The following is a 26,071-nucleotide window of genomic DNA, read 5'->3' as shown; positions in this document are numbered from 1 at the left end:
TATGCGTTTTCAAGACATGACTATTTGGGAGTAACTGCAGAGCATGTTCCGTAATTCCTATATTCAGCAGAACTCTGATATCCAGGCCGCAGGCGGCCTGGTCCCGATGGTTGTCGAGCAATCCGCTCGTGGCGAACGCGCCTATGACATCTACTCGCGCCTGCTCAAGGAGCGAGTGATCTTTCTGGTTGGTCCAGTAGAGGACTACATGGCCAATCTGATCTGTGCGCAGCTGCTGTTCCTTGAAGCGGAAAACCCGGACAAGGACATCCATCTGTACATCAACTCCCCAGGCGGTTCGGTAACTGCAGGCATGTCGATCTACGACACCATGCAGTTCATCAAGCCGAACGTGTCGACCACCTGCATCGGCCAGGCCTGCAGCATGGGCGCCTTTCTGCTGACCGCGGGTGCCGAAGGCAAGCGTTTCTGCCTGCCGAACTCGCGTGTGATGATTCACCAGCCACTGGGTGGTTTCCAAGGCCAGGCGTCGGACATCGAAATCCACGCCAAGGAGATTCTCTTCATTCGCGAGCGCCTCAACACGTTGATGGCCAAGCACAGCGGTCACACCCTGGAAGAAATCGAGCGCGACACCAACCGCGACAACTTCATGAGCGCCGAAGCCGCACGTGCGTACGGGTTGATCGACGCCGTGATCGAAAAGCGCCCAGCCTAATATAAGCAGCGCAAAACAAGGCTGATCGGTTTGTCCGATCATCGGCGGGCTTGAAAAAGCCCGCGTAAGCCTTCATCTTGTGTTGCAAGCCTATCGGATTTGGATCGAACGAATGACTGACACCCGCAACGGCGAGGACAACGGCAAGCTGCTCTATTGCTCCTTCTGTGGCAAAAGCCAGCATGAAGTACGCAAATTGATTGCCGGTCCCTCGGTGTTTATCTGCGACGAGTGCGTCGACCTGTGCAATGACATCATCCGCGAGGAGGTGCAGGAAGCCCAGGCCGAAAGCAGCGCGCATAAACTGCCATCGCCCAAAGAAATCAGCGGCATCCTTGACCAGTATGTCATCGGTCAAGAGCGTGCAAAGAAGGTTCTGGCCGTAGCGGTATACAACCACTACAAGCGTCTGAACCAGCGTGACAAGAAAGGCGACGAAGTCGAACTCGGCAAGAGCAACATCCTGCTGATCGGTCCTACAGGCTCGGGTAAAACCCTGCTTGCAGAGACCCTGGCCCGTCTGCTGAACGTTCCGTTTACCATCGCCGACGCCACCACCCTCACCGAAGCCGGCTACGTGGGCGAGGACGTCGAGAACATCATTCAGAAGCTGTTGCAGAAGTGCGACTACGATGTGGAAAAGGCCCAGATGGGTATCGTCTACATCGACGAAATCGACAAGATTTCACGCAAGTCGGATAACCCGTCGATCACCCGGGATGTTTCCGGCGAAGGCGTGCAGCAGGCCCTGTTGAAGCTGATCGAAGGCACGGTTGCTTCCGTACCGCCACAAGGCGGCCGCAAGCATCCGCAGCAGGAATTCCTTCAGGTGGATACGCGCAACATCCTGTTTATCTGTGGCGGTGCATTTTCGGGTCTGGAGAAGGTTATCCAGCAGCGTTCCACCCGTGGCGGCATCGGTTTCAGTGCAGAAGTGCGCAGCAAGGAAGAAGGCAAGAAGGTGGGCGAGTCCCTGCGTGAAGTCGAGCCTGACGATCTGGTCAAGTTCGGTCTCATCCCGGAATTCGTCGGTCGTTTGCCGGTCCTGGCCACGCTGGACGAGCTGGATGAGGCTGCTTTGATTCAGATCCTCACCGAGCCGAAAAACGCCCTGACCAAGCAGTACGCCAAGCTGTTCGAGATGGAAGGTGTAGACCTGGAGTTCCGTACCGACGCGCTCAAATCGGTGGCCAAGCGGGCACTGGAGCGCAAGACCGGTGCACGTGGTCTGCGCTCGATCCTCGAAGGCGTGTTGCTCGACACCATGTACGAAATTCCTTCGCAGTCCGAAGTGAGTAAAGTGGTGATCGACGAAAGCGTTATAGAAGGCAAGTCCAAGCCACTGTATATCTATGAAAACAGTGAGCCGACTGCCAAGGCTGCGCCAGACGCGTAAGCGTTTGCAGTCACGATACAAACAAGGGGCCTCCAGGGGCCCCTTTGTTTTGGCTGGGTTTTTAGCTGCGAGCGTTTACCGCGTTTAACTGCTGGCAATAAGCTTGTTTTTTTTGCATGCAGCCCCCATCTTGGTTCCATGCTTATTTTTCAACTGTCATAGAGGCGAAATCATGAAGACAACCATTGAATTGCCTCTCCTGCCGTTGCGTGATGTCGTCGTTTATCCGCACATGGTTATCCCGCTGTTCGTGGGGCGCGAGAAGTCTATCGAAGCCCTCGAGGCCGCGATGACGGGCGACAAGCAGATCCTGCTGTTGGCCCAGAAAAATCCTGCTGATGATGATCCGGGCGAAGACGCCCTGTATCGCGTCGGCACTATTGCCACCGTCCTGCAATTGCTCAAGCTGCCCGATGGCACCGTCAAGGTGCTGGTGGAAGGTGAGCAGCGCGGTGCGGTCGAGCGCTTCATGGAAGTGGACGGTCACCTGCGCGCTGAAGTGGCGCTGATTGACGAAGTCGAAGCGCCTGAGCGCGAGTCAGAAGTTTTCGTGCGCAGCCTGCTCTCGCAGTTCGAGCAGTATGTGCAGTTGGGCAAGAAAGTCCCGGCTGAAGTGTTGTCGTCCCTCAACAGCATTGATGAGCCGAGCCGTCTGGTCGACACCATGGCCGCGCACATGGCGCTGAAGATCGAACAGAAGCAGGACATCCTCGAAATTATCGATTTGTCGGCCCGTGTCGAACACGTGCTGGCGCTGCTGGATGCCGAAATTGATCTGCTGCAGGTCGAAAAACGCATCCGCGGCCGCGTGAAGAAGCAGATGGAGCGCAGCCAGCGCGAGTACTACCTGAATGAGCAGATGAAGGCCATTCAGAAAGAACTCGGCGACGGCGAAGAAGGCCACAACGAGATCGAAGAGCTGAAAAAGCGCATCGATGCCGCTGGCCTGCCCAAGGATGCACTGACCAAAGCGACCGCCGAGCTGAACAAGCTCAAGCAGATGTCACCGATGTCGGCTGAAGCCACCGTGGTGCGCTCCTATATCGACTGGCTGGTGCAGGTGCCGTGGAAGGCTCAGACCAAGGTACGCCTGGACCTGACCCGCGCCGAAGAAATCCTGGATGCCGACCACTATGGTCTCGAAGAGGTCAAAGAACGCATCCTCGAATACCTCGCCGTGCAAAAGCGCGTGAAGAAGATTCGCGGTCCGGTGTTGTGCCTCGTCGGTCCACCTGGCGTGGGTAAAACGTCCCTGGCCGAGTCGATTGCCAGTGCCACCAATCGTAAATTCGTGCGCATGGCTCTTGGTGGCGTGCGTGACGAAGCGGAAATTCGTGGTCATCGCCGTACCTACATCGGTTCGATGCCAGGAAGATTGATTCAGAAGATGACGAAAGTCGGGGTGCGCAACCCGCTGTTCCTGCTTGATGAAATCGACAAGATGGGCAGCGACATGCGTGGAGATCCGGCATCGGCGTTGCTGGAAGTGCTCGATCCAGAGCAGAACCACAACTTCAACGACCATTACCTCGAAGTCGACTACGACCTGTCCGACGTCATGTTTTTGTGCACCTCCAACTCCATGAATATTCCGCCGGCGCTGCTGGACAGGATGGAGGTGATTCGTCTGCCGGGTTACACCGAAGACGAGAAGATCAACATTGCGGTCAAGTACCTTGCGCCCAAGCAGACCTCGGCCAATGGCCTGAAAAAAGGTGAGATCGAGTTCGAGGTCGAAGCGATTCGCGACATCGTGCGTTACTACACCCGCGAGGCCGGTGTACGGGGCCTTGAGCGCCAGATTGCGAAAATCTGTCGCAAGGCGGTGAAGGAGCATGCGCTGGAAAAACGCTTCTCGGTGAAGGTTTCGTCCGACTCTCTGGAGCACTTCCTCGGTGTGCGTAAATTCCGCTACGGGCTGGCCGAGCAGCAGGATCAGGTCGGTCAGGTGACTGGGCTGGCATGGACCCAGGTGGGCGGCGAACTGCTGACCATCGAAGCGGCGGTCATTCCGGGCAAGGGGCAGTTGATCAAGACCGGTTCTCTGGGGGATGTGATGGTCGAGTCCATCACTGCCGCGCAGACCGTCGTGAGAAGCCGCGCTCGCAGTCTGGGGATCCCTCTGGACTTCCACGAGAAGCACGACACCCACATCCATATGCCGGAAGGCGCGACCCCGAAGGACGGCCCCAGTGCCGGCGTAGGCATGTGCACAGCGCTGGTCTCGGCCCTGACCGGAATTCCGGTACGCGCCGATGTCGCCATGACCGGGGAAATTACCCTTCGCGGTCAGGTACTGGCCATTGGTGGCCTTAAAGAGAAATTGCTTGCGGCACACCGGGGCGGCATCAAGACGGTGATCATTCCTGAAGAGAATGTTCGCGACTTGAAGGAAATTCCTGACAATATCAAGCAGGATCTTCAGATTAAACCGGTTAAATGGATTGACGAAGTCCTGCAAATTGCGCTGCAATACGCGCCCGAGCCCTTGCCGGATGTGGCTCCGGAGATAGTCGCCAAGGATGAAAAACGCGAGTCTGATTCCAAGGAAAGAATTAGCACGCATTAATGTGTTGAAGCCTTGGGGGTTTCCTTGACAGTTTTTTAGAGCCCTTGTTATAAAGCGGCTCTTAAGTGTCTGTAGGCCATTCAGCACCGTTTTTTGCTGTTACAAAAAAACTTAGAATCATACTCAATAGATATATAAGGGGACTTAGAGTGAACAAGTCGGAACTGATTGATGCTATCGCTGCATCCGCTGATATCCCGAAAGCTGCTGCCGGCCGTGCGCTGGACGCAGTGATCGAATCCGTCACTGGCGCTCTGAAGGCCGGCGACTCCGTGGTCCTGGTCGGCTTCGGTACATTCTCCGTGACTGATCGCCCAGCCCGCACTGGCCGTAACCCACAGACTGGCAAAGCACTGCAAATCGCTGCTGCCAAAAAACCAGGTTTCAAAGCCGGTAAAGCTCTGAAAGAAGCCGTTAACTAAGCTTCGTTCACGCCTTGCCTACCCGGGCCAGACGCAAGTCTGGTCTGGCAGCGGAGCGGCAGCTGACCCACGTATCCATTGGGTCGCACGCCGGGGGTGTGGGTTCAAACCCCCGTCCGCTCCGCCAGTTACGAGAAGGCGCATCCTCGGATGCGCCTTTCTTCTATCCGGATTCTACCCACGCTCCACGGTTGCCAATTTTTGAAGTTCAACCGTTTCTGGGGGACGCATGCTGCAAAATATCAGGGACAATTCACAAGGCTGGATTGCCAAGACCATTATCGGGATCATCGTCGCATTGATGGCGTTCACCGGTATCGAGGCCATTTTCCAGGCTTCGACCAACAACAAACAGGACGTGGCCAAGGTCAACGGTGACGAAATCACCCAGACCGAACTGAGTCAGGCTGTCGACATGCAACGGCGCCAGCTGATGCAACAGCTGGGCAAGGATTTCGATGCTTCCATGCTCGACGAGAAACTGCTGCGCGAAGCGGCGCTCAAGGGCCTGATCGATCGCAAGCTGCTGCTGCAAGGCGCGGCGGATTCCAAGTTCGGCTTCTCTGAAGCGGCTCTGGACCAGGTGATCCTGCAGACCCCTGAATTCCAGGTGGACGGCAAGTTCAGCGCCGAGCGCTTTGACCAGGTAATCCGTCAACTGGGCTACACCCGGCTGCAGTTCCGTCAGATGCTGACTCAGGAAATGCTGATCGGCCAGGTTCGCGCAGGCATCGCCGGCAGTGGTTTCGTGACCGACGCCGAAGTGCTTGCATTCGCCCGTCTGGAAAAACAGACCCGCGATTTCGCCACCGTCGGTATCAAGGCAGACCCTGCGGCGGTGAAGCTCACCGACGACGAGGTCAAAGCCTACTACGACCAGCACGCCAAGGAGTTCATGACGCCAGATCAGGTGGTCATCGACTATCTGGAACTGAAAAAGTCGTCCTTCTTCGACCAGGTCACGGTCAAGGATGATGAGTTGCAGGCGGCCTATCAGAAAGAAATCGCCAACCTCTCCGAACAGCGTCGTGCCGCGCATATCCTGATTGAAGTCAACGACAAGGTCACCGAGGCGCAGGCCAAGGCCAAGATCGAAGAGATTCAGGCACGTCTGGCCAAGGGTGAGAAGTTCGAGGCCCTGGCCAAGGAGTTCTCCCAGGATCCGGGTTCGGCCAACAACGGCGGCGATCTGGGCTTTGCCGGCCCTGGCGTCTACGATCCGGACTTCGAAACCGCCTTGTACGCCTTGAACAAGGACCAGGTTTCGGCGCCGGTGCGCAGTGCGTTCGGATGGCACCTGATCAAGCTGCTCGGCGTTGAGGCACCGCAAGTACCGACGTTTGCCAGCCTGAAAGACAAGCTGACCCGCGAGCTGAAGACCCAGCAGGTTGAGCAGCGTTATGTCGAAGCCACCAAGCAACTGGAAGATGCGGCTTTCGAAGCCTCCGATCTGGCCCAGCCAGCGTCGGACCTGAAGCTTGCCGTGCACACCTCCGCGCCGTTTGGCCGTGAGGGTGGCGAAGGTGTTGCGGCCAACCGTGCCGTCGTGACCGCTGCGTTCAGCCCGGAAGTGCTGGATGAAGGCGCCAACAGCAGCGCCATCGAGCTGGACCCTGAAACCATCATCGTGCTGCGTGCCAAGGAACACCTGAAGCCTGCGCAACTGCCGCTGGAAAAAGTGGCGGACGCGATTCGTGCACAGATGACCAAGGAGCGCGCAATCGCCGCTGCCAAAACTCACGCTGACGAATTGATCGCCAGCCTGCGTGATGGCAAGACCGCGCTGAACCAGCCTATTGATGGTCAGGCCTGGAAAGTCACCGAAGCGGCTACCCGCAGCCAGGAAGGGATTGATCCGGCCGTGCTGCAGGCCCTGTTCCGCATGCCCAAGCCTGCGGCCAAGGACAAGCCTACCTTCACCACCGTGACTCTGGCTGACGGCAGCCTGGTGCTGGTGCGCTTGAACGGTGTCAACGAAGCTGCTGCCCCAACGGATGAAGAAAAGGCGCAATACCGTCGCTTCCTTGCTTCCCGTATCGGCCAGCAGGACTTCGCGGCGTACCGCAAGCAGTTGGAAACCCAGGCGGACATCAAGAAGTACTGATGTCGGCTTGAACAGAAAGACCCCGCCCTGAAAAAGGCCGGGGTCTTTTTTTTCGCCTGTCGATCCAATAGTGAAGCGCTAATATCGCAAAGGTCTGGAATTTTTACTGACAGGAATGCGCGCGCCCGGGGGCCGTTCTGTTGCACAATACCGGCCGGACTGTTTTTCTCAGGATTTTCGATGTCGACATCATTTCACTTGCGTGGCCTCGGGCTGGCGCTGGTGCTGGCGGGCGCTGCGGGCTGCTCGTCACCCAAGACCGCTATTTATGAGCATGAGAACTTCGACGACTCCGGCACGTTTTCCCGTGATTACCCGGTCAGCGATGTCGCGGCGTGCGAAGCTGCCCGGCGTGCATTGCTCAGCCAGGGCTACATCATCACCAGCAGCGATCCGAAGCTGGTGGTGGGCAACAAGAGCTTCCAGCAGACCGGCGAGACGCACCTGCAGATCAGCTTCAACGTGGTGTGCGCCGATGATGGCAGTGGCAAGCATTCGACGATGTTCGCCAACGCCTTGCAGGACCGCTATGCGCTGAAGAAGGTCAATAACTCTGCGAGCCTCGGCGTGGGTGTGCTGGGCTCAGTATCGATGCCCATCGGCTCCACCGATGACTCGATGGTGAAAGTGGCAAGTGAGACGGTTTCAGCGCCCAAGTTCTACGACCGCTACTTTGCGCTGGTGGACGTGTTCCTGCCCCAGGAAGTGAAGAAGGCTGCGCACATTCCGGAGACGCCCAAGGCAGAACTGGGCATGCCCGAACCCAAGGCTGCGCCCTTGACCGCGCCGGCAACCGAGAAGGTTGAGGCGCCGAAAGAAGAGCCAGCCGCGTCGCAGCCGCTTGCGCCGCCACCTGAGGCAGCGCCGATTGCGCCGCAGACAGAGCCCGCAGCGGCACCTGCAGCCGAGCCGGCACCTGCGCCGACCAATCCAAGCCTGCCGGCACCCACCGAGGCGATTCCGCCGCTGCCAACGCAGCCTTGAGCCTTGCCACATCCTCAAGTGCAGGAACGTCACGGTGCTGACTTTTTTTCGTCATGACGGCACTTTAGGCTGGTGATGCAGGTCATTAACCTGTCATCGCTATCCAAAAGGAGCTCACCATGGACGATTATCAGGAAGAACTGCTGGAGTATCAGGCCTTTGAACTGGATCCGCTGGATCCGGTCGACGACGCCACCGAGTTGTAACCCCGACTTCAGGCGGAATGCCGCTGACTGCGGCGAAATTCCCCTGGGGTCTGGTTGTTCCAGCGTCTGAAGGCCCGTTGAAACGCCTGGGCCGAGGCAAAGCCGAGCAGGTAAGCAATCTCGCCGAACGCCAGTTCCGTATCGCGAATGTAGGTCATGGCCAGGTCGCGGCGGGTGTCGTTGAGAATGGCGCGAAACCGGGTGCCTTCGTCGGCCAGTTTGCGCCGCAGTGTCCAGGTCGGCAGCTTCAAGCGTGCCGCCACTTCTTCAAGGTCGGGTTCCCGGCCGCCATTGAGCATTGGCCCGAGCAAACGGGTGATGCGCTCGCGCAGGCTGCGGGTGCGTGTCAACTGCTCCAATTCCCTTTCACACAGCTGTAGCAACAGTTGCCAGGTACTCGGGCAATGCTGCGGATTGCGCAGGGCCAGGCTGTGTTGACTCAGGCGCAACTGGTTGGCCTCGGCGCCAAAGTGGATCGGGCCTTGCGCCAGCACACCGTATTGTTCGTGGTAGTCCGGTGCTTCGAATTCGATGTCAATGCGCTGCGCCTGCACGGTCTGTTGTGCAAGGCTCGACAGTTGGTGCAGCCAGCCAGCGATGATTGAGTCCACCACGAAGCGGTTATAGGCGTTGTAGGGGCTTATGGAGTAGAACCTTAGCCACGCGCCTTCTGCATCCTCATGAAAGCTGGATTGGCCTCGATAGTTGGAGCCGTAGAGCGCTTCGAAGCGCGTAAGCGTGCGAGCGGCCTCGCGCACCGTGGGCGCCTGGGCTGCCGTGACGCCCGCCAGGCCCGCTTGACTCAGCCGGCTGAGCCTGCCCATGCGCAGGCCCAGGCCCGGGTCGCCGGTGAGCTGGATGGCCGCATGGCCCAGGCGCATATAGCGCGGGATCGACAAGCGTGCGCCGGCTTCAGCGAGGCGCGAAGGATCAAAACCGTAGTGCAGCAGCAGCGGTTGCGGATCGAGGCCATGGCTTTGGATCGCGTCGGCCAGGCTGTGCAGGAAGCCGACCGACAAGTCCCCCAGTCGCACCGGCTTCACGCTGTTACAGCCAGATGTTCAGCAGGCGTGCGCCACGGGCGCTGCCGTCGGCAAACACCTGGCCGTTGCTGCTCAAAAAGCTCTGGCCGGAGCTGCCCAGGTCCCAGAATTGTCCACGTTGGAACACACTCATGCCGGCGGTGGCCTGGCTGATCGGTTGCTGACTGATCAGCGTCAGGCGATGCCAGGCCTGACCCTCGCTGAGCTCCTCGGGCTTGAGGCTGATTTCCGTTGGGGTGGACACGCTTTTGAAACCGCGCCATGGGCGGTCCCAGGTGTCGCGACCGATCACATACGCCGGCACCGAGATCAGTTGAGCGCCTTGTTCGTTGAGCTTGCGGTAGTTGTCGGGGTACCAGCTGTCACTGCCGATCAGAATGCCCAGGCGACCGGCCGGGGTGTCGACTACATTGACGATGTTTTCATCACCCGGCTCGATAAAGCCGCGCTCATCGTAGATCGGGTAAAACTGGCGCTGCGGCTGGCCCACTGCCAGGCCGTCGGCGGCAAATACCACGCTGGCGTTATACAGCGGGCCATGGCCGACCTGTAGTTGTCCCTGGCTTACGCTTGGGTTGGGCAGGGCGATGGAACCGGCCACCAGCGTTACCCCGAATTCCTTGGCCAGGCCGCCGAACAGCAGCTGATAGTCGCGCGCCATGGCTTCGGCTTTCATGCGCAGGTAGGCGTCGTTCATGCGGTCGCCGCCAGTGGCGCTGATCCACGAGCGCGCGAACGACAACGGATTGCTGAGCGCCAGCCAGCTCATTGCGTCCTGCCAATGAGTGGCCTGGTACAACTCGTTTTTTTCGCCGACGAGCATCAGCCAGGTGCCGATATGTTCGGGCATCACCACGATAGTCTTGTCGTTGATCAAGCCCTCGTCGCGGGCCTTTTGCAGGTAGGCTGCGAGTTTAAGGTGCAGGCGCTCCACACTCTGGTAATCGGCGGGGAACAGCTCCGGCTGGATGCCCAGCAGGTTGCCCCGATCGGCAGGCTGGCCCTGGTTGACGGCGACATTGATGCGCAGGTCCGACAGGTAATGCGCCACGGGGCGATCCTGGGTCCAGACCAGATAGGCGGTGAGGGCGGCAACCAGGGCTATGGTGACGGTGAGGGCTAAGAGTTTACGCATGGATAACGGACAACGAACCTGGGACGGGGCATGAATTTTCGACTGACGTGCGAATGAGGATACACAGAGTCGGCGGGTTACAGGAATTATTGGGGCGATGCGCGGCGTTTTCCTCGCCACGATGGCCATTTTCGCCAATGCTGACGCTTGCGCGTTGGAACCGGATCGTCCGGCTTGGTTCCTGCGCGGCTTTATTCTTTGAGGCCCTCAAAGCATTGCCCGCCTGCGACCCATTCACGCAGGGCGGCGGGTGACAGGGGTTTACAGAAGAAATAACCTTGGCCCTGATGGCACTGCCAGTCACGCAAGAGTCGGTAGTTCAAAAGGGTTTCCACGCCCTCGGCCACCACGGTGAGATTGAGGTTTCGCGCCAGGCTGATGATGCCTTTGACGATATGCCAATTGCTGGTGTCGGGCCGTAGATCCACCAGCAGTGAGCGGTCGAGCTTGACGCTTTTGGCGGGAATGTCCCGCAAATACCGCCAGTTGCTGTAGCCGCTTCCAAAGTCGTCGATGGCGATGGCCACGCCCAACTGGTGCAGGCGCATGAGCTGATGCTGGACGGCATCGAAGTCGGGAATCAGCACGCTTTCGGTGAACTCCAGTTCAATGCACTGCGGCGCCAGGTTGAACTGCGCCAGTGAGTGGGTCAGCTCATCAATCAATTGGCCATCGGTGAGGTCTATCGATGACACATTGAGCGACACGTTCAGGTGCAGGCCCTGGTTTCTCCACGCGTCTATCTGCTTGCATACGTTTCTCACCACCCAACTAGTGATATGGCGAATGGCGGCGGTGGTCTCTGCCAGGCCGATGAATTCGGCCGGCCCGATTTCTCCCAGCACCGGATGCGTCCAGCGCAAAAGCGCCTCGACCGAGTCACAGCGTTTGTCGGCCAGATTGATGCGAGGCTGATATTCCAGGCGCAACTGGTCCGGCGCGAGCAACGCGGATTCGATCGAGTGAAGCAGCATTGCGCTGCGCTGTGCGTGGGCATCGATGGTAGCGTCGTAATAGAGCCATCGATGCTCGGAACGCCGTGCCGTGTCCGTCACGCTGGCCATCAACCGCACGTTATCGACAGGCGGTACGGCGTTGGGTCCGATCCTCAGTACGCCGATGCCGACATCGGCGAACACCGGCACATTCTGAAAGTGCACCGGCTGCGCGAGGGCAGCGGTGAGTCGCTGGATAAGCGCAGGCAGGTCAACTTCGGACTCATCGTCCATCAGCACGGCGAAGCTCAGCGTGCCGGCGCGATACAGACGGGCATGCCCGGGCAGTGCCGAGGCGAGTACATTTTTCACCCCAAGCATGAACTCGACGAAACAGTCCAGGCCCAGGGCTTTTACCAGCCTGTCCATGCCGAATGCGGTCAGTGGCTCGATCAGTATGGCCAGGCGCTCCGGCAGGCCTGCCGCGCCTTTCGCAACGTCGCGTTCAAAACACTCGCGATTGGGCAGCCCGGTCAGCGCATCGATGAAGTGCTTGTCGTGAATGAAATCCAATCGGGCGGCGGCCACCGCGGCGGCGTTGTGCAGGAACAGGTTGTCCTGCTCGCTCATCGGTGCGCGCGTATGCGGGTCCGGCGTCGCAAAATGCGCCGACACCATCGCAATGATGCTGTCGAGCACCTCATCCACCTCGGGCGCGGGCGTGTGCTCAGTCAACGCTGATAAGGATGTGGGCATTTTTCTCAGTCCTACGAGGGCGGCGTGGTCTCAGGATGCAGGCGCTGCGCGATTACCTGAAGTCAGCAAAGTGGATGGGGTTGATAGGTACGCTGAATTATTGCGCGGGTGGGAAGCAGATGCTGTGCATTCAGGTTAACAAGTTGTTAGTTTGGGTCATTGAGTGGCAGCCTGTCGCCTCTTAATCTGTTGAACATAAACCGATGGGGCGTCATTCGAATGCTCCACGTCCCGTGATGATCCGTTGTGGAGCTTTACCATGACCGCTGCTGCCTACCCGCACCTGCTGGCCCCGTTGGACCTGGGTTTTACCACCTTGCGTAATCGCACCCTGATGGGTTCGATGCACACCGGCCTGGAAGAAAAGCCCGGCGGTTTCGAACGCATGGCGGCTTATTTCGCCGAGCGTGCCCGGGGCGGCGTCGGCCTGATGGTCACCGGCGGGATTGGTCCGAATGATGAAGGCGGCGTGTATGCCGGCGCTGCCAAGCTGACCACCGAGGCAGAAGCGCACCAGCACAGGATCGTCACCCAGGCGGTGCACGCCGCTGGCGGCAAGATCTGCATGCAGATTCTCCATGCCGGCCGTTACGCCTACAGCCCCAAGCAGGTGGCGCCAAGCGCGATCCAGGCGCCGATCAATCCGTTCACGCCCAGAGAGCTGGACGAAGAGGGCATCGAAAAACAGATTCGGGATTTCGTCACGTGCGCGCGGCTGGCTCAGGTCGCCGAGTATGACGGCGCGGAAATCATGGGCTCCGAAGGCTACTTCATCAATCAGTTTCTCGCCGCCCACACCAACCACCGCACCGACCGCTGGGGCGGCAGCTACGAGAACCGCATGCGTCTGGCGGTGGACATCGTGCGTCGGGTGCGTGAAGCCGTGGGTCCCCATTTCATCATCATCTTTCGCCTGTCGATGCTCGACCTGGTGGAAGGTGGCAGCAGTTGGGAAGAAATCGTGCAACTGGCCAAGGCCATCGAGCAGGCCGGCGCGACAATTATCAACACCGGCATCGGCTGGCACGAAGCGCGCATCCCGACCATCGCCACCAAGGTGCCGCGCGGCGCGTTCAGCAAAGTCACGGCCAAGTTGCGTGGCGCGGTGCAGATCCCACTGATCACCACCAACCGTATCAACACCCCGGAGATTGCCGAGCAGATCCTTGCCCAGGGCGATGCGGACATGGTCTCCATGGCGCGCCCGTTTCTCGCCGACCCGGAATTCGTCAACAAGGCCGCAGCCGGACGTGCCGATGAGATCAATACCTGCATCGGCTGTAACCAGGCCTGCCTGGACCATACGTTTGGCGGCAAACTGACCACCTGCCTGGTCAACCCGCGCGCGTGTTACGAGACCGAACTCAACTATCTGCCGACCACCCGTAGCAAAAAAATCGCCGTGGTCGGCGCAGGGCCGGCCGGGCTGGCCGCTGCCACGGTGGCTGCCGAGCGCGGCCACCAAGTGACGCTGTTCGATTCGTCGAGCGAAATCGGCGGTCAGTTCAACATTGCCAAGCGGGTGCCAGGCAAGGAAGAGTTCTTCGAAACCCTGCGCTACTTCACGCGCAAGCTACAAACCACTCAAGTGGAGCTGCGCCTGAACACTCGCGTGGATGTCGCTGAGCTGGCGGCGGGCGGCTATGACGAAATCATCCTGGCCACCGGTATCGCACCGCGTACGCCCGCCATTGCGGGCGTCGACCACGCCAAGGTGTTGAGCTATCTGGATGTGATTCTGCAGCTCAAGCCCGTGGGCAGGCGCGTTGCCGTGATCGGTGCCGGTGGCATCGGTTTCGACGTCTCGGAGTTCCTGGTTCACCAGGGCGTGTCCACCAGCCTGGATCGCGACGCGTTCTGGAAGGAATGGGGCATCGACACCCACCTGCAAGCGCGTGGCGGCGTGGCAGGCATCAAGCCGCAGCCGCACTTGCCCGCGCGTGAGGTCTTCCTGCTGCAACGCAAGGCCTCCAAGGTCGGCGACGGCCTGGGCAAGACCACCGGCTGGATCCACCGCACGGGGCTTAAAAACAAGCAGGTGCAGATGCTCAACAGCGTCGAGTATTTGAAGATCGATGACGACGGCCTGCATATCCGCATCGGCGCCGAGGGCGAGACCCAGGTGCTGGCGGTGGACAACATTGTCATCTGCGCAGGACAGGACCCGTTGCGCGAATTGCACGACGGCCTGGTCGCGGCGGGTCAGAGCGTGCACCTGATTGGCGGCGCCGATGTGGCGGCCGAGCTGGACGCCAAGCGCGCCATCAACCAGGGTTCGCGCCTCGCCGCCGAGCTGTGAGACCCGTACAGGGGCGGTGTTAAACTAACGCCCCTTTTTCGCGCAGGTTCCACCTCGATGGGTCCCTTCGACTGGCTCCCCCATGCCCCCCTTGAACCCGTGCAGCTCGATTGGCTGCGCGGTGTCGAGCTTGCCGTGCTGCGCCTGGACCTGATCGACCCGCTGATCAGCGGCAACAAATGGTTCAAGCTCAGCGGACATCTGGACCAGGCGCGGCAGGCCTGTGCCAGCGGCATCATCAGCCTGGGCGGGGCCTACTCCAACCATCTGCACGCGTTGGCGGCGGCAGGCCAGCGCTTTGGTTTTGCCACGGTCGGCCTGTTGCGCGGTCACCCGCAGGACACGCCCACGGTGCTGGACCTCAAAGCATTCGGCATGCAACTGCACTGGCTGGGCTATGGCGGCTATCGTGCGCGTAACGAGCCGGGGTTCTGGGAACCGTGGCACGAGCAGTATCCCCATCTGCATGCGGTGCCCGAGGGCGGTGGCGGATTGACCGGGGCATTGGGGTGTGGGGTGTTGGTCGCACAGGCGCATACGCAGTTGAATGCGCTTGGCTGGGCTGATTATGACGCCTGGTGGCTGGCAACCGGCACCGGCACTACGTTGGCTGGGTTGGTGCTGGCCGAGGCGGGCGGCCATCCGGTATACGGTGCACTGGCCGTGCCGCAAGGTCATGGTGTGGAGCGAAATGTGCAATCAATCGTGACGCAAGGTTATGAGCTGCTGGACGCGAGCAGGGGCGGCTTTGCCAGTGTCGATCCGTTGTTGCTCGCGTTTATTGACGCCACGCAGCAGCAATGCGGCCTGCCGCTGGAGCCGCTTTACACCGGCAAGGCGCTGCTGGCGCTCAAGCAGCAGATCGAGGCCGGCCGCTTCGCCCCCGGCACCCGCCTGATCTTCATCCATACCGGCGGCCTCCAGGGGCGCCGCGGCTTCAACCCCTGACACAACAGCCTGCGGGAGGCTTGGCGATGTGGCGAAGCAAACCGGAGCCTCTGTGGCGAACGGGCTTGTTGTGGCGAGCGTGCTTGCCCCGCGTTGGGGGGGGGCGAAGCGCCCCCAATCCAGTAAAAAGCGGTGTACCTGATACGGCTCAGGGCCTGGTTTTGGGGCTGCTGCGCAGCCCAACGCAGGACAAGCCTGCTCGCCACAGGAGGGCCGCTCGGCAAAGGCGTGTGGTTGCCTGAAATCGCTCATGCTCCCGCTAGTGGCGTGTTGTCAACCGATTGGCCGCCTGCCCGGCAGCATTCGCAACGCTGTGTTATCGCGCACCACATAATGGTGAAAAATCCCCGCCAGCGCATGCAGCCCAATCAGCCAGTAACCGATCTGCCCGAACAGCACATGCCAGCCCTCGATCTCCTTGGCCAGCGCCTTGTTTTCGGCGATCAGCGGCGGCAACTCCATCCCGTAGAACATCACCGAGTGCCCCTCGGCGCTGACGATCAGCCAACCGGCGACCGGCATGCCTATCATCAGCGCATACAGCGCGGCGTGCGTGAGCCGGGCCAGCAGATGCTGCCACGGCGGTGGGGCCGGGACGATCTCTGGCGCCACCCCCAGGCTGCGCGCAAACAATCGCAGCCACACCAGCACGAACACGGTAAGGCCGAACATGAAGTGCATTTCGACGATCAGTGTGCGTGCGCCACTGCCTTTGGGGAACTGCCCGCGCAACTCGATGCAGGCATAGACCACCGCCAGCAGCACCACCATCAACCAGTGCAGCGCAATCGACATGGTGCTGTAGCGCGTATCGGAATTTTTCCACGGCATCGCTGGTGTCCTCACTCATCAGGTCATGTTCCGTTCTTTGGCGACGGAGTCCGTTTACTGTATGCCTGATTTCGTCGCAGTGCGCGCCCGCGATGCCGTCATCCTGATCGCTGTCAGGCGCCTTGCGGCATTTCACCGCGCGCCAGGCGCTCGTTGATGTCGGCGATTACCGCTGGCAACTGGCTGATCGTTTCGATCAGGTAGTGTGGGCGCGAGTCGGCGAACATCACTTCGATACGCTGGCGTTCGGCGGCCAGCGTGGCGCTGTCCAGGGCCAGAAATTGCGCGTAGGTCAGGCCCAGCGCATTGCCGGAGCAGGTCAGCGCCACGGTCCACATGCCGGCGCGACGGCCTTCGAGGATGCCCGGCACGGTGTCATCGACTTTCACGCACGCCGCCACGTCGTCAATGCCCAGGGCGATCACGTTGGCCAGAGCCTGCGCCGGCCACGGGCGACCGTTGGGGACGTCATCGGTGGCCACGACGTGGTCGGCGACATAACCGTTGCTCGCCGCCAGGGCGACCACCTTGTCCATCACCTGCCGGGGATAGCCAGAGCAGGAGCCGATTCGGATGCCCTGCGCACGCAGCGCCGCGATGGTGTCGAGGGCGCCGGGGATCAGCGCCGAGTGCTCGGCGATCTTCTCGATCTGCAACGGCATGAAGCGCTGGTAGATCGCGGTCACGTCCGCATCAGTGGGCGTGCGGCCGAACGCCTGGCGGTAGCGCGCGGCCACTTCAGGCTGGTCGCAGAGGGTGCGGATATGGTCCCACTTGCCCATACCCATGGGGCCACGGGCTTCTTCGATCGATACCTGCACGCCGAATTCGGCGAACGCCTCAACGAAGATCTGCGTGGGCGCGAACGAGCCGAAATCGACCACGGTGCCGGCCCAGTCGAGGATCACCGCTTGCAGGGTGTTGGGGTTTTGATACTGCATGGTTCAAGTCCTGTGGATGCTGTTGGGGTGTAGGAGCGCTTCACCGATCGCCGTGACCGCCGCCCGCATGTCCGTGGCGTCGACATGCCCAATGCAGCCGACGCGAAATGTCTCCACCTGGGTCAGTTTGCCGGGGTACAGGATGAAGCCCCTGGCTTTGACCCGCTCGTAGAACGCCTGGAATCGATAGCGCGGGTCTTGCGGAGCGTGGAAGGTGACGATGATCGGTGCCTGGATGGCGGCCGGCAGGAAGCAGCGCAGGCCTAGCGCGGCCATGCCTTCCAGCAGCGCCTGGCAGTTGTTGGCGTAGCGCAGGTGGCGGGCGGGCAGGCCGCCTTCTTCGTCGAATTGCAGCAGCGCCTCATGCAGGGCGGCAACCACATGGGTCGGTGGGGTGAAGCGCCACTGGCCGGTGCTGGCCATGTAGCTGTGCTGGTCGAACAGGTCCATCGCCAGCGAGTGACTGTTGCCTTGGGCTGCAGCCAGCGCGGCCTTCTGCGCGAACACAAAGCCCATGCCCGGGACGCCTTCCAGGCATTTGCCAGAGGCCGCGATCAGCGCGTCGAAGGGTATTTCGCGGGCATCGATGGGCAGTGCACCGAACGAACTCATGGCGTCGATAACCAGCCGCCTGCCGTGGCGTGCGACCACCTGCGCAATCTCCGCGAGCGGGTTGAGGATGCCGGTGCTGGTTTCGCAGTGGACCAGGGCGATATGGCTGATGCGGCTGTCGGCGTGCAGCAGGCGGTCCACATCGGCGGCGGTGGTGGGGGCATCCTCGGCGGTTTCGAAGGTGCTGAATGCGCGACCGAGCACTGTGCAAATCCTTGCCAGACGCTTGCCGTACGCGCCGTTGATCAGCACCAGCACCTTGCCGTCACGGGGCACCAGCGTGCCGATGGCGGCCTCGACGGCAAAGGTGCCGCTGCCTTGCAGGGGAATGCAGTGGTGGCTGTCCGCACCGTTGAGAATCGCCAGCAGCCGTGCACAGACGCTGGCGGTGAGTTGATTGAAGCGCGCATCCCATGAGCCCCAGTCTTCCAGCATCGCCTGGCGGGTGCGCGGCGAGGTGGTCAGGGGGCCAGGGGTCAGCAGGCGCGGAGCGGCAGTGATCATTGCAAGTTCTCGCCAGGCGTTGGTGTGAAAGCTACGGCGCCTAAATTGCAGTTTGGCTTGTCATCAATCAAATTGTTTGTTGTTATGCGAGCCATCAGCGAGGCCGATAACCATGAACCTGTTTCAATTGCGCGCATTTGATGCCGTGGCCCGCGAGGGCAGCTTTACCCGGGCGGCGGCGCGGCTGTTTATCAGCCAGCCGGCGGTGACCGGGCACATCAAGGCGCTGGAAGAGCACTACCAGATTCCGCTGCTGCGTCGCACCGCTCGACGGGTTGAATTGACCGAGGAGGGCACGCGCCTGGCGGCGATCACCCGGGCGATCTTCGGCCTGGTGGACGAGGCGCAGACCCTGCTGGAGGCCAATCGCCAACTGCTCAGCGGGCGCCTTGAAGTCGCAGCGGACGGCCCGCACCTGGTGATGCCGATGATCGCCAGCCTGCGTGCACGCTACCCGGGCATCACCGTGAACCTGCGTCTGGGCAACGCCCAGGAAACCCTGGCGGCGCTGTTGGCCGAGCATGCCGACGTGGCCGTGCTCACCGAAGTGGCGCCGCGCAATGGTGTGCACCTGCAACCCTTGGGTAAGTCGCGCATTTGCGCACTGGTGCCGGCGGCGCATCCGTGGGCGAGCCTGCGCGAAGGTATTGCACTCACGCAATTGCATGACGTGATCATGGTGCTGCGCGAGCCCGGCTCCATCACCCGGCGCACCTTTGACGATGCGTGCCGGGCGGTCGATGTGCAGCCCAGGGTGCTGCTGGAACTGGATAGCCGTGAAGCGGTGACTGAAGCGGTCGCGGCCGAACTGGGCGTCGGCGTGGTGTCCTCGATTGAAGTCAGCCCCGACCCGAGGGTGCGCGCAGTGCCTATCCAGGGCGATGGCCTGGTGAACCGGCACCTGCTCGGCTGCCTGCAACGGCGGCACTCGCAGCGCATGATCCAGGCGGTTTTCGAGTTGGCGCCCTGAGGGTTTTTGCTGGAACGAAGCGTGGCTGCGCTATAAACTCTGCCGCCAAAGCGCCGGCCAGTAGACGTCTCGGCGCCATGGACAGTTAGAGAGTGAGTCATGGGCGCACAGTGGAAAGTCAAACATAAAGAAGCGGCATCCAATGCCAAGGGCAAGATCTTCGGCAAGCTGGTGAAAGAAATCACCATTGCCGCGCGCAATGGCGCCGACACCGCCACCAACGCCCACCTGCGTCTGGTGGTGGAGCAGGCCAAAAAGGCCTCGATGCCCAAGGAAACCCTGGAGCGCGCGATCAAGAAGGGCGCCGGTCTGCTCGGTGAAACCGTGCAATACCACCGCGTGACCTACGAAGGGTTCGCCCCGCACCAGGTGCCGTTGATCGTCGAATGCGTCACCGACAACATCAACCGCACCGTGGCGGAAATCCGCGTGGCGTTCCGCAAGGGCCAACTGGGCGCATCCGGCTCGGTGGCCTGGGACTTCAACCATGTGGGCCTGATCGAAGCCTCGCCGGACAGCCCGGACGCCGACCCGGAGATGGCTGCCATCGAAGCCGGTGCCCAGGATTTCGAAGAAGGTGAAGAAGAAGGCACCAGCCTGTTCATCACCGAGACCACCGACCTCGACGCCGTGCAGAAAGCGCTGCCGGATCAGGGCTTCACCGTGTTGTCGGCGAAGCTGGGCTATATCGCCAAGAACCCGGTGACCGGGTTGAGCGATGAGCAGATGGCCGAGGTTGAGGCGTTCCTCGAAGGCCTGGATAACCACGACGATGTGCAGGACATGTTTGTTGGTTTGGCGGGCTGATTGTGGGAGGGGGCTTGCCCCCCTCTTATCAAGCACAAACTAACTTATTGATTTTAGAAATGAAGTTTCAGGCAGCCACATTCCTGTGGCGAGCGGGCTTGCCCCGCGTTGGGGAGCGAAGCGCCCCCAATCCAGCAAAACGCGGTGTACCTGATACGGCTCAGCGCCTGGCTTTGGGGCTGCTGCGCAGCCCAACGCAGGACAAGCCTGCTCGCCACAGGGAATCTGCGCTTAACTGAGCGGGACTAGGGCTTGCCACAGAGGTCCCAGTTTGCTGCGTGACAGCGCTAAGGGAGCCTCCCACAGTTGTTTAGTGTTGGAGGGAATCGAGCAGTGCTTCGATGTCTTCGAAGCCGGGCCGCGCCAGCACATCGGGCTGACAGCAGTTTTGCTGCAGCGCCAGCAGTTCGTCGCTCACCTGCCCGTCAACCCGCTCCAGCAATTCCCCCAGCAATACGCCGAACGCGCGCACTTCAATCCTTTGCAAGGCCCTGGTCTCCAGCGTGTCCGCTGTGGCGTGGAACGACGCGGCGCCAAAATCCCCCAGCAGACACTCCCCGGCTTCATTCCACAGAATATTGTGGCCATACAGGTCGCCATGGGTGATGCCGTGCCGGTGCAGGTGCGCCGCCACCGAGGCGATTGCGCGTGCCATGCGCAACGCCACGTCCAGGCTGAACCGGGTATCGGCCGTGTAGACGTCGCGTGTGCAGGAAGCCAGGCTCGGCAGGGCGGCGAGGTTGCGGTAGCTCGGCTCGATCAGGTCCATCACCAGCGCGGCCTGGTCATCGGGGTGGCCGACCACGCGGCCCCTTACCTTGATCAGGTTGGGGTGCAGGCCGGCGGCGATGCAGGCCTGCATTTCGTGCAGCGGTGAGCCGTCGCTGGTGATCGTGCCTTTGTAGAGTTTGACCGCCACCGGCAGCGCCTGGGGTTTGTACAGCGCCTGGCGGATGATCCCCGAAGCGCCTTCACCCAGCACGTCGCCCAGTTCCAGGTCGGTCCAGGGAATGTTCGGCGTCGCGTCCTCGCTGGCCAGGTCCGCTGCCATTTCCACCGGATTGCCGGCATAGGCCAGCCAAGTCAGGCTGGGCAGGGTCAGCAGCCAGCGGGGCAGGTGGGGCAGGCGATTGGCGGCGATACGGATCAGTTCAAGGCTCCGGCAGTTGGCCAGGCTCTCGGGTAGCTGCGCCAGGCGGTTGCCGGCCAGCATCAGCTTTTGCAGCAGCGGGCGCCGGCCCAGTTCGTCGGGCAACTGGCTGATGCGGTTGTCGGTGAGGATCAGCCAGCGCAATTGCGGCGGCAAGGCGGCGGCCGGCACATGGCTGATCTGGTTGGCCTTGAAGCCGATCATGCTCAATGTTGCGCATTGTCCCAGGCTCGCCGGCAACTCGGTAAAGGCGTTGTCCGAACAGAACAGCACGCGTAGGCGCGTCAGCCGGTGGAGGTCGTCGGGCAGGCGGCTCAGGGCGTTGCCCGTGAGGTTGAGGATTTCCAGGGAGTCGGCCAGTTCGAAGATTTCCCGGGGGAATTCAGTCAGCCCGCAGGACAGGTCCAGGCGCGTGGCACCGGCCAATTGGCCGGCCTTGAGTTGGGCGAGGGTATTCATGAACGGCGCGGTCACTCGGCAAGGGGCGTAAAAAAGGCGCTCATGATAACGGCTCGGGCGCAGGTTGCGGGGCGACCTGTTGCAATTGCCCCAGACGACTGGCGGTGCGCGCCAGATCGATGGCCTGGCCGCTCATGGCCTGCGCCAGTGACGGTTCACCGATCAGCGTCAGCTGTTTGTCACGGTCGTAGAGCACATCCACCAGGTTGATGAAGCGCTGTTGCACGGCAATCGGGCAGTCGGCGAGGTGGGGCAGGCCATCGATGATCCAGTGGTCATAGTCCTGGCACAGCAGCAGGTAATCCATCACGGCGGTGAGTTGTTCGCACAGGTCGCCGAAGGTGAAGGCGATAGTGCGCGCCTGATGGCCGCGACACTTCAACTGCCGGTTGCCCACCGTCAGGCTGTGCTCGGGGGCGTCCGGAGCCGGCAGGCCAAGCGCCTCGCGTTGCACCGGCGTGCCTGGCCACACGTAGTGCCCGCGGGTAAAACGTTGTTGACCATGAGCCTGGGGCAGGCTGCGAAAATCCTCGGGTGAACTGACTTCCAGCACGTCCATGCGCGCCGCGATCAGGTCGATCACCGGCTTGAAGCGCTCATGGTACAGCGGGTTGGGCAGCAGGCCTTCGGGTGCATAGTTGGACGTCACCAGCACCAGCACGCCGCGCTGGAACAGCGCCTTGAACAGCCGGCTGATCAGCATGGCGTCGCCGATATCGTGCACATGGAACTCGTCGAAACACAGCACCCGACAGCCGGCCAGTAATTCATCCAGGGTTACGGCCAGAGCGTCGTCCTGCGCGCGGTGCTGGAACATGCCCTGATGCAGGCGGGTAAAAAAATCGTGGAAGTGCACGCGCTGTTTCTCGGCAAGTGGCAACGCCTGGAAAAAACCGTCGAGCAACCAGCTCTTGCCGCGCCCCACCGGGCCGTGCAGATACAGGCTGCGGCTGGGTTGACCGGCGAACAGGTGCGCGGTCTCGCGGTCCATGGCGGCAATCGCCCGGGTCTGGTCGGCACTGAGGGTGTAGCCCTGCTGCGCGGCTTTTGTCTGAAAGAACATCGCGATGGATGCGTCGGTGCGGGTGTCGGTTTTTTTACCGAGCAGGCGACGAATCAGGGAACCGGCCAATACAAGTCACTCCAGGGTGCGGTGGTCGCCTACTGTAGGCGACCGGCGCAGTCTCGAAAAGCCACGGTCCGGGCTAAATCCGCTCTCGACTGGCAGATTCCCCCTGAGGGACTACCCTCATACGAAGGTGTCACCCGCGCATAAGGATTTGGTGCTGTGAAGGGACGAGCGGTATTGGCAATCATGGGCGCAATGCTCTGTGACGCGGTCTACGCGGCGCAACTGCAGGTTGTGGTGCGTATCGATGTGCAGCGCGGTTGCCAGTTGGTGGGCACCACGCGCAGTGCCGGTGTGGAGCAGCTTGGCGTGCTGGATTTTGGCAGCGGCCCGCGGCTGGACGATCCGGCCGGCCCACTGAGTGCGGCGCTCATCAGCCAGCGCCAGCCGCGCCTGGAGTGCAACCCCGACACGCCGTATCAGATGCGCGTAGACGGTGGCCTGCACGGTGGCACCGGCGAAGTGCGTTATCTGGGCAATGCCACCGCGTCGAGCAAACCCATTCCCTATCGTATTTATGCGGACGCCGCGCGGCTGATCCCGTTGCCGGTGAACGTGCCAGTCAGCGGCCGCGTGCCGGACAGCGGCTCGGTCGACCTGCCGCTCTACGGCCGCATCGACCCCCTCAAGGACATTCCCGCCGTTGGCCGCTACACCGACCTGCTCAAGGTGACGGTCACATGGTAGGTCATCGTTTGACCCTGCTGGCCATGGGTGGCCTGTGGTTGCTGGCGCCGGATGCTCGGGCCGCGGTGGCCACAGGCTTCATCCAGGCGCGCATGGTGGTCACCGCCAGTTGCGAGGTGAGCAAAGGCACCGACGTGGCACCCGTCAGCCCGACCGGCGGCACCGCCATGCTGGATTTCGGCAGCCAGGGGCCCACCTGGAACAACCCGTTGGCGACCGGCATGTCGGCCGGCGATAACGCGCCGCTGATGGTTTCCTGTAACCCGACGGTCGCCAGTTTTACCGTGACCATCGACGGCGGCACCAATGCCGTCGGCTCAACCCGGCGTCTGAGCAACGGTCGCCAGACCATCGATTATCAACTGATGGCCGACCCGCTGGGACGCATTCCTTACACCATCGGCGAGCAACGCAGTTTCGTTGCCAGCAATGGCACGCAAATGACCATCCCGGTGTGGGGCGCCGTGGTGGCCAATACCACCGCCCTCCCGGCAGGAACCTACACCGACACATTGACCGTGACACTGGATTGGTAAACCCAAAGGATGACTCTCATGAACCCACTTGTATCGCGAATCGGCGTCTGCGCCCTGGGCCTTGCGATGGCCTCCAGCCTGAATGCGGCGACTACGGTCACCGGGCAGATCAGCTCCAGCATGACCTTGATCGCCAGCTGTCAGGTCAACGGCTCCGGTGCCGCAACCGGGCTTAACTTCGGTGCCTTGAACTTCGGCACCATCAACAGCCTGTTTACCAATGCAGACGCCCAGCTGTTGGGCGGCACCGGCACCGGCGGGGCCTTGTCGATCCTGTGCTCGGCTGGCACCACGCCTGCGGTGAAGGTGCGCGCCGGTGCCCATGACGGCGCCTCGCCGGGCGGCACCCGTGCCTTGGCCGACGGCGCCGGCAACTTTGTGCCGTACGACTTCTATACCGACAGCGGGCACTCCGCGCTGCTGGCGATTGACGGCGTGGTGACCCTGGCCGCCAGCACCGGCGTGGCGCAAACCGTCGCGCTGTACGGCCGTGCCGTCGGCAAACCAGGGTTGCCGGCGGGTACGTACACGGACACGGTGGCCGTTGAACTGACGTTCTGACCATGTGGCGTACAGCGTTGCTGGCCTTCGGGCTGGTGTTGCCGTTGCCGTTGGCGGCGGTGACCAACCAGAGCTTCCAGGTGAGCGCGACCATTACGCCGGGCTGTCTGATTGTGGGCGGTGGGGTCAATTACGGTTCGCTGAACTACGGCAGCTATTCCGCCCTGGCCACCAGCACCGTGACCGCAGCCCTGACCGGCGGCATCACCTTGCAATGCACACCAGGCGTGGCATTGAGCGTGAGTGTCGACGGCGGGCTGCACAGCACCAGCGGGCGCAACCTCAAGCACAGCAGCGGCAGTGCCCAAGTGGGTTATCAGTTATTCAGGGATGCCGCATTCAGCCAGAGCCTGGGGGTGAGCCAGAGCGTCAGCGTGAGCTACAGCGATGCAAGCAATATCCGCCTGCCGATTTACGGGCGCGTGGTACTGCCTGGCAATCAGCCGAATGGGACGTACAGCGACACGTTGCAGGTGCAGCTGTCCTGGTAGGGATTTCAATATGAGGAGTGGTTTTATGCGTTCACCTTCCCGGCGCTTGTGCGCCGTGGGTATTGCCTTGATTGCCGCGAGCATGAGCGGGCTCGTGCAGGCCGCAAGCTCAGTGCTGATCTGGCCGATAGACCCGGTGCTGGAGGCCGATCAACAGGCCAGCGCACTGTGGCTGGAAAACCGTGGCACCGAGACCGCCAACCTGCAGGTGCGCGTGTTTGCCTGGAGCCAACAAGGCTTCGACGAACAGTACCAGAACCAGCGCGATGTGATCGGCAGCCCGCCCGTGGCCAGGATCGAGCCCGGCCAGAAGCAACTGGTGCGCCTGACCCGCACTAAGGAGGTGCCGCCGGGGCAGGAGCAGGCCTACCGCATCATCATCGATGAAATCCCCTCCGCGCTGCAGGTGCCCACGCCTCCGGAAGGCAAGAACACCGCAGCGGCGATTCGCTTCCAGATGCGCTATTCGGTGCCGTTGTTCGCCTATGGCGCGGGCCTGTGGAGCAGGGAAGACGCGACCCGCCAGCGCGACCCCAAGGGCGCCGGCAAGCCGGAGCTGAGCTGGCACAAGGTCAATGTGGCTGGGCGCAGTTATATCGAAGTGCGTAACCAGGGCGCCGTGCATGCGCGGCTCACGGATGCCTCCTTCAAACAGAACGGCCAAACCCGGCCATTGGTCGAGGGTTTGCTCGGCTATGTGCTGCCCGGCGCGACCATGCGCTGGCCGGTGCCGGATGCCGTGTCGGCCGACCAGCCGTTACAGGTACGAATCAACGGTGCGCCGCAACTGGAGAGCCTGGCGCCCAAGCGGTAAGCCGATGCAGAGGGACGGGCCAATGCCCGGGTGTTAACAGGAGGGAGATGTCCATTGAAGGACACAACGCCATGGGTGAGTCGTGGTCAGACTTGCGGTATAT

Annotated in this window: 23 protein-coding genes; 15 read left to right on the top strand and 8 right to left on the bottom strand. The window is 61.5% G+C overall.

From position 1 onward, the window contains the following. The first annotated feature begins 43 nt into the window (after positions 1-43). The 6 genes from clpP to H045_RS11615 all read left to right on the top strand — a co-directional run bounded on the left by clpP (position 44) and on the right by H045_RS11615 (position 8,154). A complete protein-coding gene (clpP, locus tag H045_RS11640; protein ID WP_003238276.1) occupies positions 44-679 on the top strand; it encodes an ATP-dependent Clp endopeptidase proteolytic subunit ClpP in 636 nt (211 codons plus the stop codon). Between the two features lie 112 nt (positions 680-791). Continuing rightward, positions 792-2,075, top strand: coding sequence for an ATP-dependent Clp protease ATP-binding subunit ClpX (gene clpX / locus H045_RS11635; RefSeq protein WP_003238279.1), 1,284 nt, complete (start codon positions 792-794; stop codon positions 2,073-2,075). A 172-nt stretch (positions 2,076-2,247) separates the two neighbouring features. Then, entirely contained in the window at positions 2,248-4,644 is a 2,397-nt protein-coding gene (lon, locus tag H045_RS11630; RefSeq protein WP_003238281.1) for an endopeptidase La, read from the top strand. A gap of 149 nt (positions 4,645-4,793) precedes the next feature. After that, positions 4,794-5,066: an HU family DNA-binding protein gene (locus H045_RS11625; protein ID WP_003174819.1), complete on the top strand. Its 273-nt coding sequence runs from the start codon at positions 4,794-4,796 to the stop codon at positions 5,064-5,066. Between the two features lie 229 nt (positions 5,067-5,295). Beyond that, the gene (locus H045_RS11620) at positions 5,296-7,170 is read left to right on the top strand and encodes a SurA N-terminal domain-containing protein (RefSeq protein WP_015372461.1); all 1,875 of its coding nucleotides are present in this window, start codon (positions 5,296-5,298) and stop codon (positions 7,168-7,170) included. A gap of 180 nt (positions 7,171-7,350) precedes the next feature. Beyond that, a complete protein-coding gene (locus tag H045_RS11615; protein WP_003238285.1) occupies positions 7,351-8,154 on the top strand; it encodes a DUF2242 domain-containing protein in 804 nt (267 codons plus the stop codon). Positions 8,155-8,368: 214 nt separating this feature from the next. Here the strand turns inward: H045_RS11615 and H045_RS11610 are convergent, their stop codons facing one another. From H045_RS11610 to H045_RS11600, 3 genes are all read right to left on the bottom strand, one after another. Further along, positions 8,369-9,403, bottom strand: a complete 1,035-nt coding sequence (locus H045_RS11610) for an AraC family transcriptional regulator (RefSeq protein ID WP_015372460.1) — start codon at positions 9,401-9,403, stop codon at positions 8,369-8,371. Between the two features lie 4 nt (positions 9,404-9,407). After that, positions 9,408-10,538: a carbon-nitrogen hydrolase family protein gene (locus H045_RS11605; RefSeq protein ID WP_015372459.1), complete on the bottom strand. Its 1,131-nt coding sequence runs from the start codon at positions 10,536-10,538 to the stop codon at positions 9,408-9,410. 191 nt (positions 10,539-10,729) lie between these two features. After that, a complete protein-coding gene (locus tag H045_RS11600; RefSeq protein ID WP_015372458.1) occupies positions 10,730-12,229 on the bottom strand; it encodes a putative bifunctional diguanylate cyclase/phosphodiesterase in 1,500 nt (499 codons plus the stop codon). Positions 12,230-12,488: 259 nt separating this feature from the next. On the opposite strand from H045_RS11600, the gene H045_RS11595 reads away from it, so the two are divergent. Together H045_RS11595 and H045_RS11590 are read left to right on the top strand one after the other, a co-directional pair. Next, complete coding sequence (locus H045_RS11595; RefSeq protein WP_015372457.1) at positions 12,489-14,528, top strand: NADPH-dependent 2,4-dienoyl-CoA reductase; 2,040 nt, start codon at positions 12,489-12,491, stop codon at positions 14,526-14,528. A 57-nt stretch (positions 14,529-14,585) separates the two neighbouring features. Further along, positions 14,586-15,476 carry a 1-aminocyclopropane-1-carboxylate deaminase/D-cysteine desulfhydrase gene (locus H045_RS11590; protein ID WP_015372456.1) on the top strand — a complete coding sequence of 297 codons (891 nt, stop codon included), beginning with the start codon at positions 14,586-14,588 and terminating at the stop codon, positions 15,474-15,476. A 273-nt stretch (positions 15,477-15,749) separates the two neighbouring features. On the opposite strand, the gene H045_RS11585 is transcribed toward H045_RS11590, so the two are convergent. From H045_RS11585 to H045_RS11575, 3 genes are all read right to left on the bottom strand, one after another. Then, positions 15,750-16,307: a cytochrome b gene (locus H045_RS11585; protein ID WP_003238300.1), complete on the bottom strand. Its 558-nt coding sequence runs from the start codon at positions 16,305-16,307 to the stop codon at positions 15,750-15,752. A 113-nt stretch (positions 16,308-16,420) separates the two neighbouring features. Then, positions 16,421-17,248, bottom strand: a complete 828-nt coding sequence (phnX, locus tag H045_RS11580; RefSeq protein WP_015372455.1) for a phosphonoacetaldehyde hydrolase — start codon at positions 17,246-17,248, stop codon at positions 16,421-16,423. 3 nt (positions 17,249-17,251) lie between these two features. Next, positions 17,252-18,364 carry a 2-aminoethylphosphonate--pyruvate transaminase gene (locus tag H045_RS11575; RefSeq protein ID WP_015372454.1) on the bottom strand — a complete coding sequence of 371 codons (1,113 nt, stop codon included), beginning with the start codon at positions 18,362-18,364 and terminating at the stop codon, positions 17,252-17,254. A gap of 112 nt (positions 18,365-18,476) precedes the next feature. Between H045_RS11575 and H045_RS11570 the strand changes: the two genes are divergently transcribed. Beyond that, entirely contained in the window at positions 18,477-19,334 is an 858-nt protein-coding gene (locus tag H045_RS11570) for a LysR substrate-binding domain-containing protein (RefSeq protein WP_015372453.1), read from the top strand. Positions 19,335-19,433: 99 nt separating this feature from the next. After that, positions 19,434-20,141, top strand: a complete 708-nt coding sequence (locus H045_RS11565; protein ID WP_003238308.1) for a YebC/PmpR family DNA-binding transcriptional regulator — start codon at positions 19,434-19,436, stop codon at positions 20,139-20,141. A 310-nt stretch (positions 20,142-20,451) separates the two neighbouring features. On the opposite strand, the gene H045_RS11560 is transcribed toward H045_RS11565, so the two are convergent. Together H045_RS11560 and zapE are read right to left on the bottom strand one after the other, a co-directional pair. Continuing rightward, on the bottom strand, positions 20,452-21,750 hold the full coding sequence (locus tag H045_RS11560; protein WP_015372452.1) for a protein kinase: 1,299 nt from the start codon (positions 21,748-21,750) through the stop codon (positions 20,452-20,454). A gap of 40 nt (positions 21,751-21,790) precedes the next feature. Further along, entirely contained in the window at positions 21,791-22,882 is a 1,092-nt protein-coding gene (zapE, locus tag H045_RS11555) for a cell division protein ZapE (protein ID WP_015372451.1), read from the bottom strand. A gap of 183 nt (positions 22,883-23,065) precedes the next feature. On the opposite strand from zapE, the gene H045_RS11550 reads away from it, so the two are divergent. From H045_RS11550 to H045_RS11530, 5 genes are read left to right on the top strand one after another with little or no spacing between them, the layout of a single operon-like run. After that, complete coding sequence (locus tag H045_RS11550) at positions 23,066-23,566, top strand: Csu type fimbrial protein (RefSeq protein ID WP_015372450.1); 501 nt, start codon at positions 23,066-23,068, stop codon at positions 23,564-23,566. Further along, entirely contained in the window at positions 23,560-24,102 is a 543-nt protein-coding gene (locus tag H045_RS11545; protein ID WP_003238316.1) for a Csu type fimbrial protein, read from the top strand. Before H045_RS11550 ends, H045_RS11545 begins: the two co-directional genes overlap by 7 nt. An 18-nt stretch (positions 24,103-24,120) precedes the next feature. Further along, the gene (locus H045_RS11540) at positions 24,121-24,663 is read left to right on the top strand and encodes a Csu type fimbrial protein (protein WP_003238318.1); all 543 of its coding nucleotides are present in this window, start codon (positions 24,121-24,123) and stop codon (positions 24,661-24,663) included. 2 nt (positions 24,664-24,665) lie between these two features. Further along, the gene (locus H045_RS11535) at positions 24,666-25,154 is read left to right on the top strand and encodes a Csu type fimbrial protein (protein ID WP_003238320.1); all 489 of its coding nucleotides are present in this window, start codon (positions 24,666-24,668) and stop codon (positions 25,152-25,154) included. A 25-nt stretch (positions 25,155-25,179) separates the two neighbouring features. Beyond that, positions 25,180-25,968, top strand: coding sequence for a fimbrial biogenesis chaperone (locus tag H045_RS11530; RefSeq protein WP_003238321.1), 789 nt, complete (start codon positions 25,180-25,182; stop codon positions 25,966-25,968). Positions 25,969-26,071 lie beyond the last annotated feature (103 nt).

The organism is Pseudomonas poae RE*1-1-14 (assembly GCF_000336465.1).
Lineage (GTDB): Bacteria > Pseudomonadota > Gammaproteobacteria > Pseudomonadales > Pseudomonadaceae > Aquipseudomonas > Aquipseudomonas poae.
The sequence above is the reverse complement of the archived record's forward strand: the minus strand, read 5'-3'. Positions and strand labels throughout refer to the sequence as shown.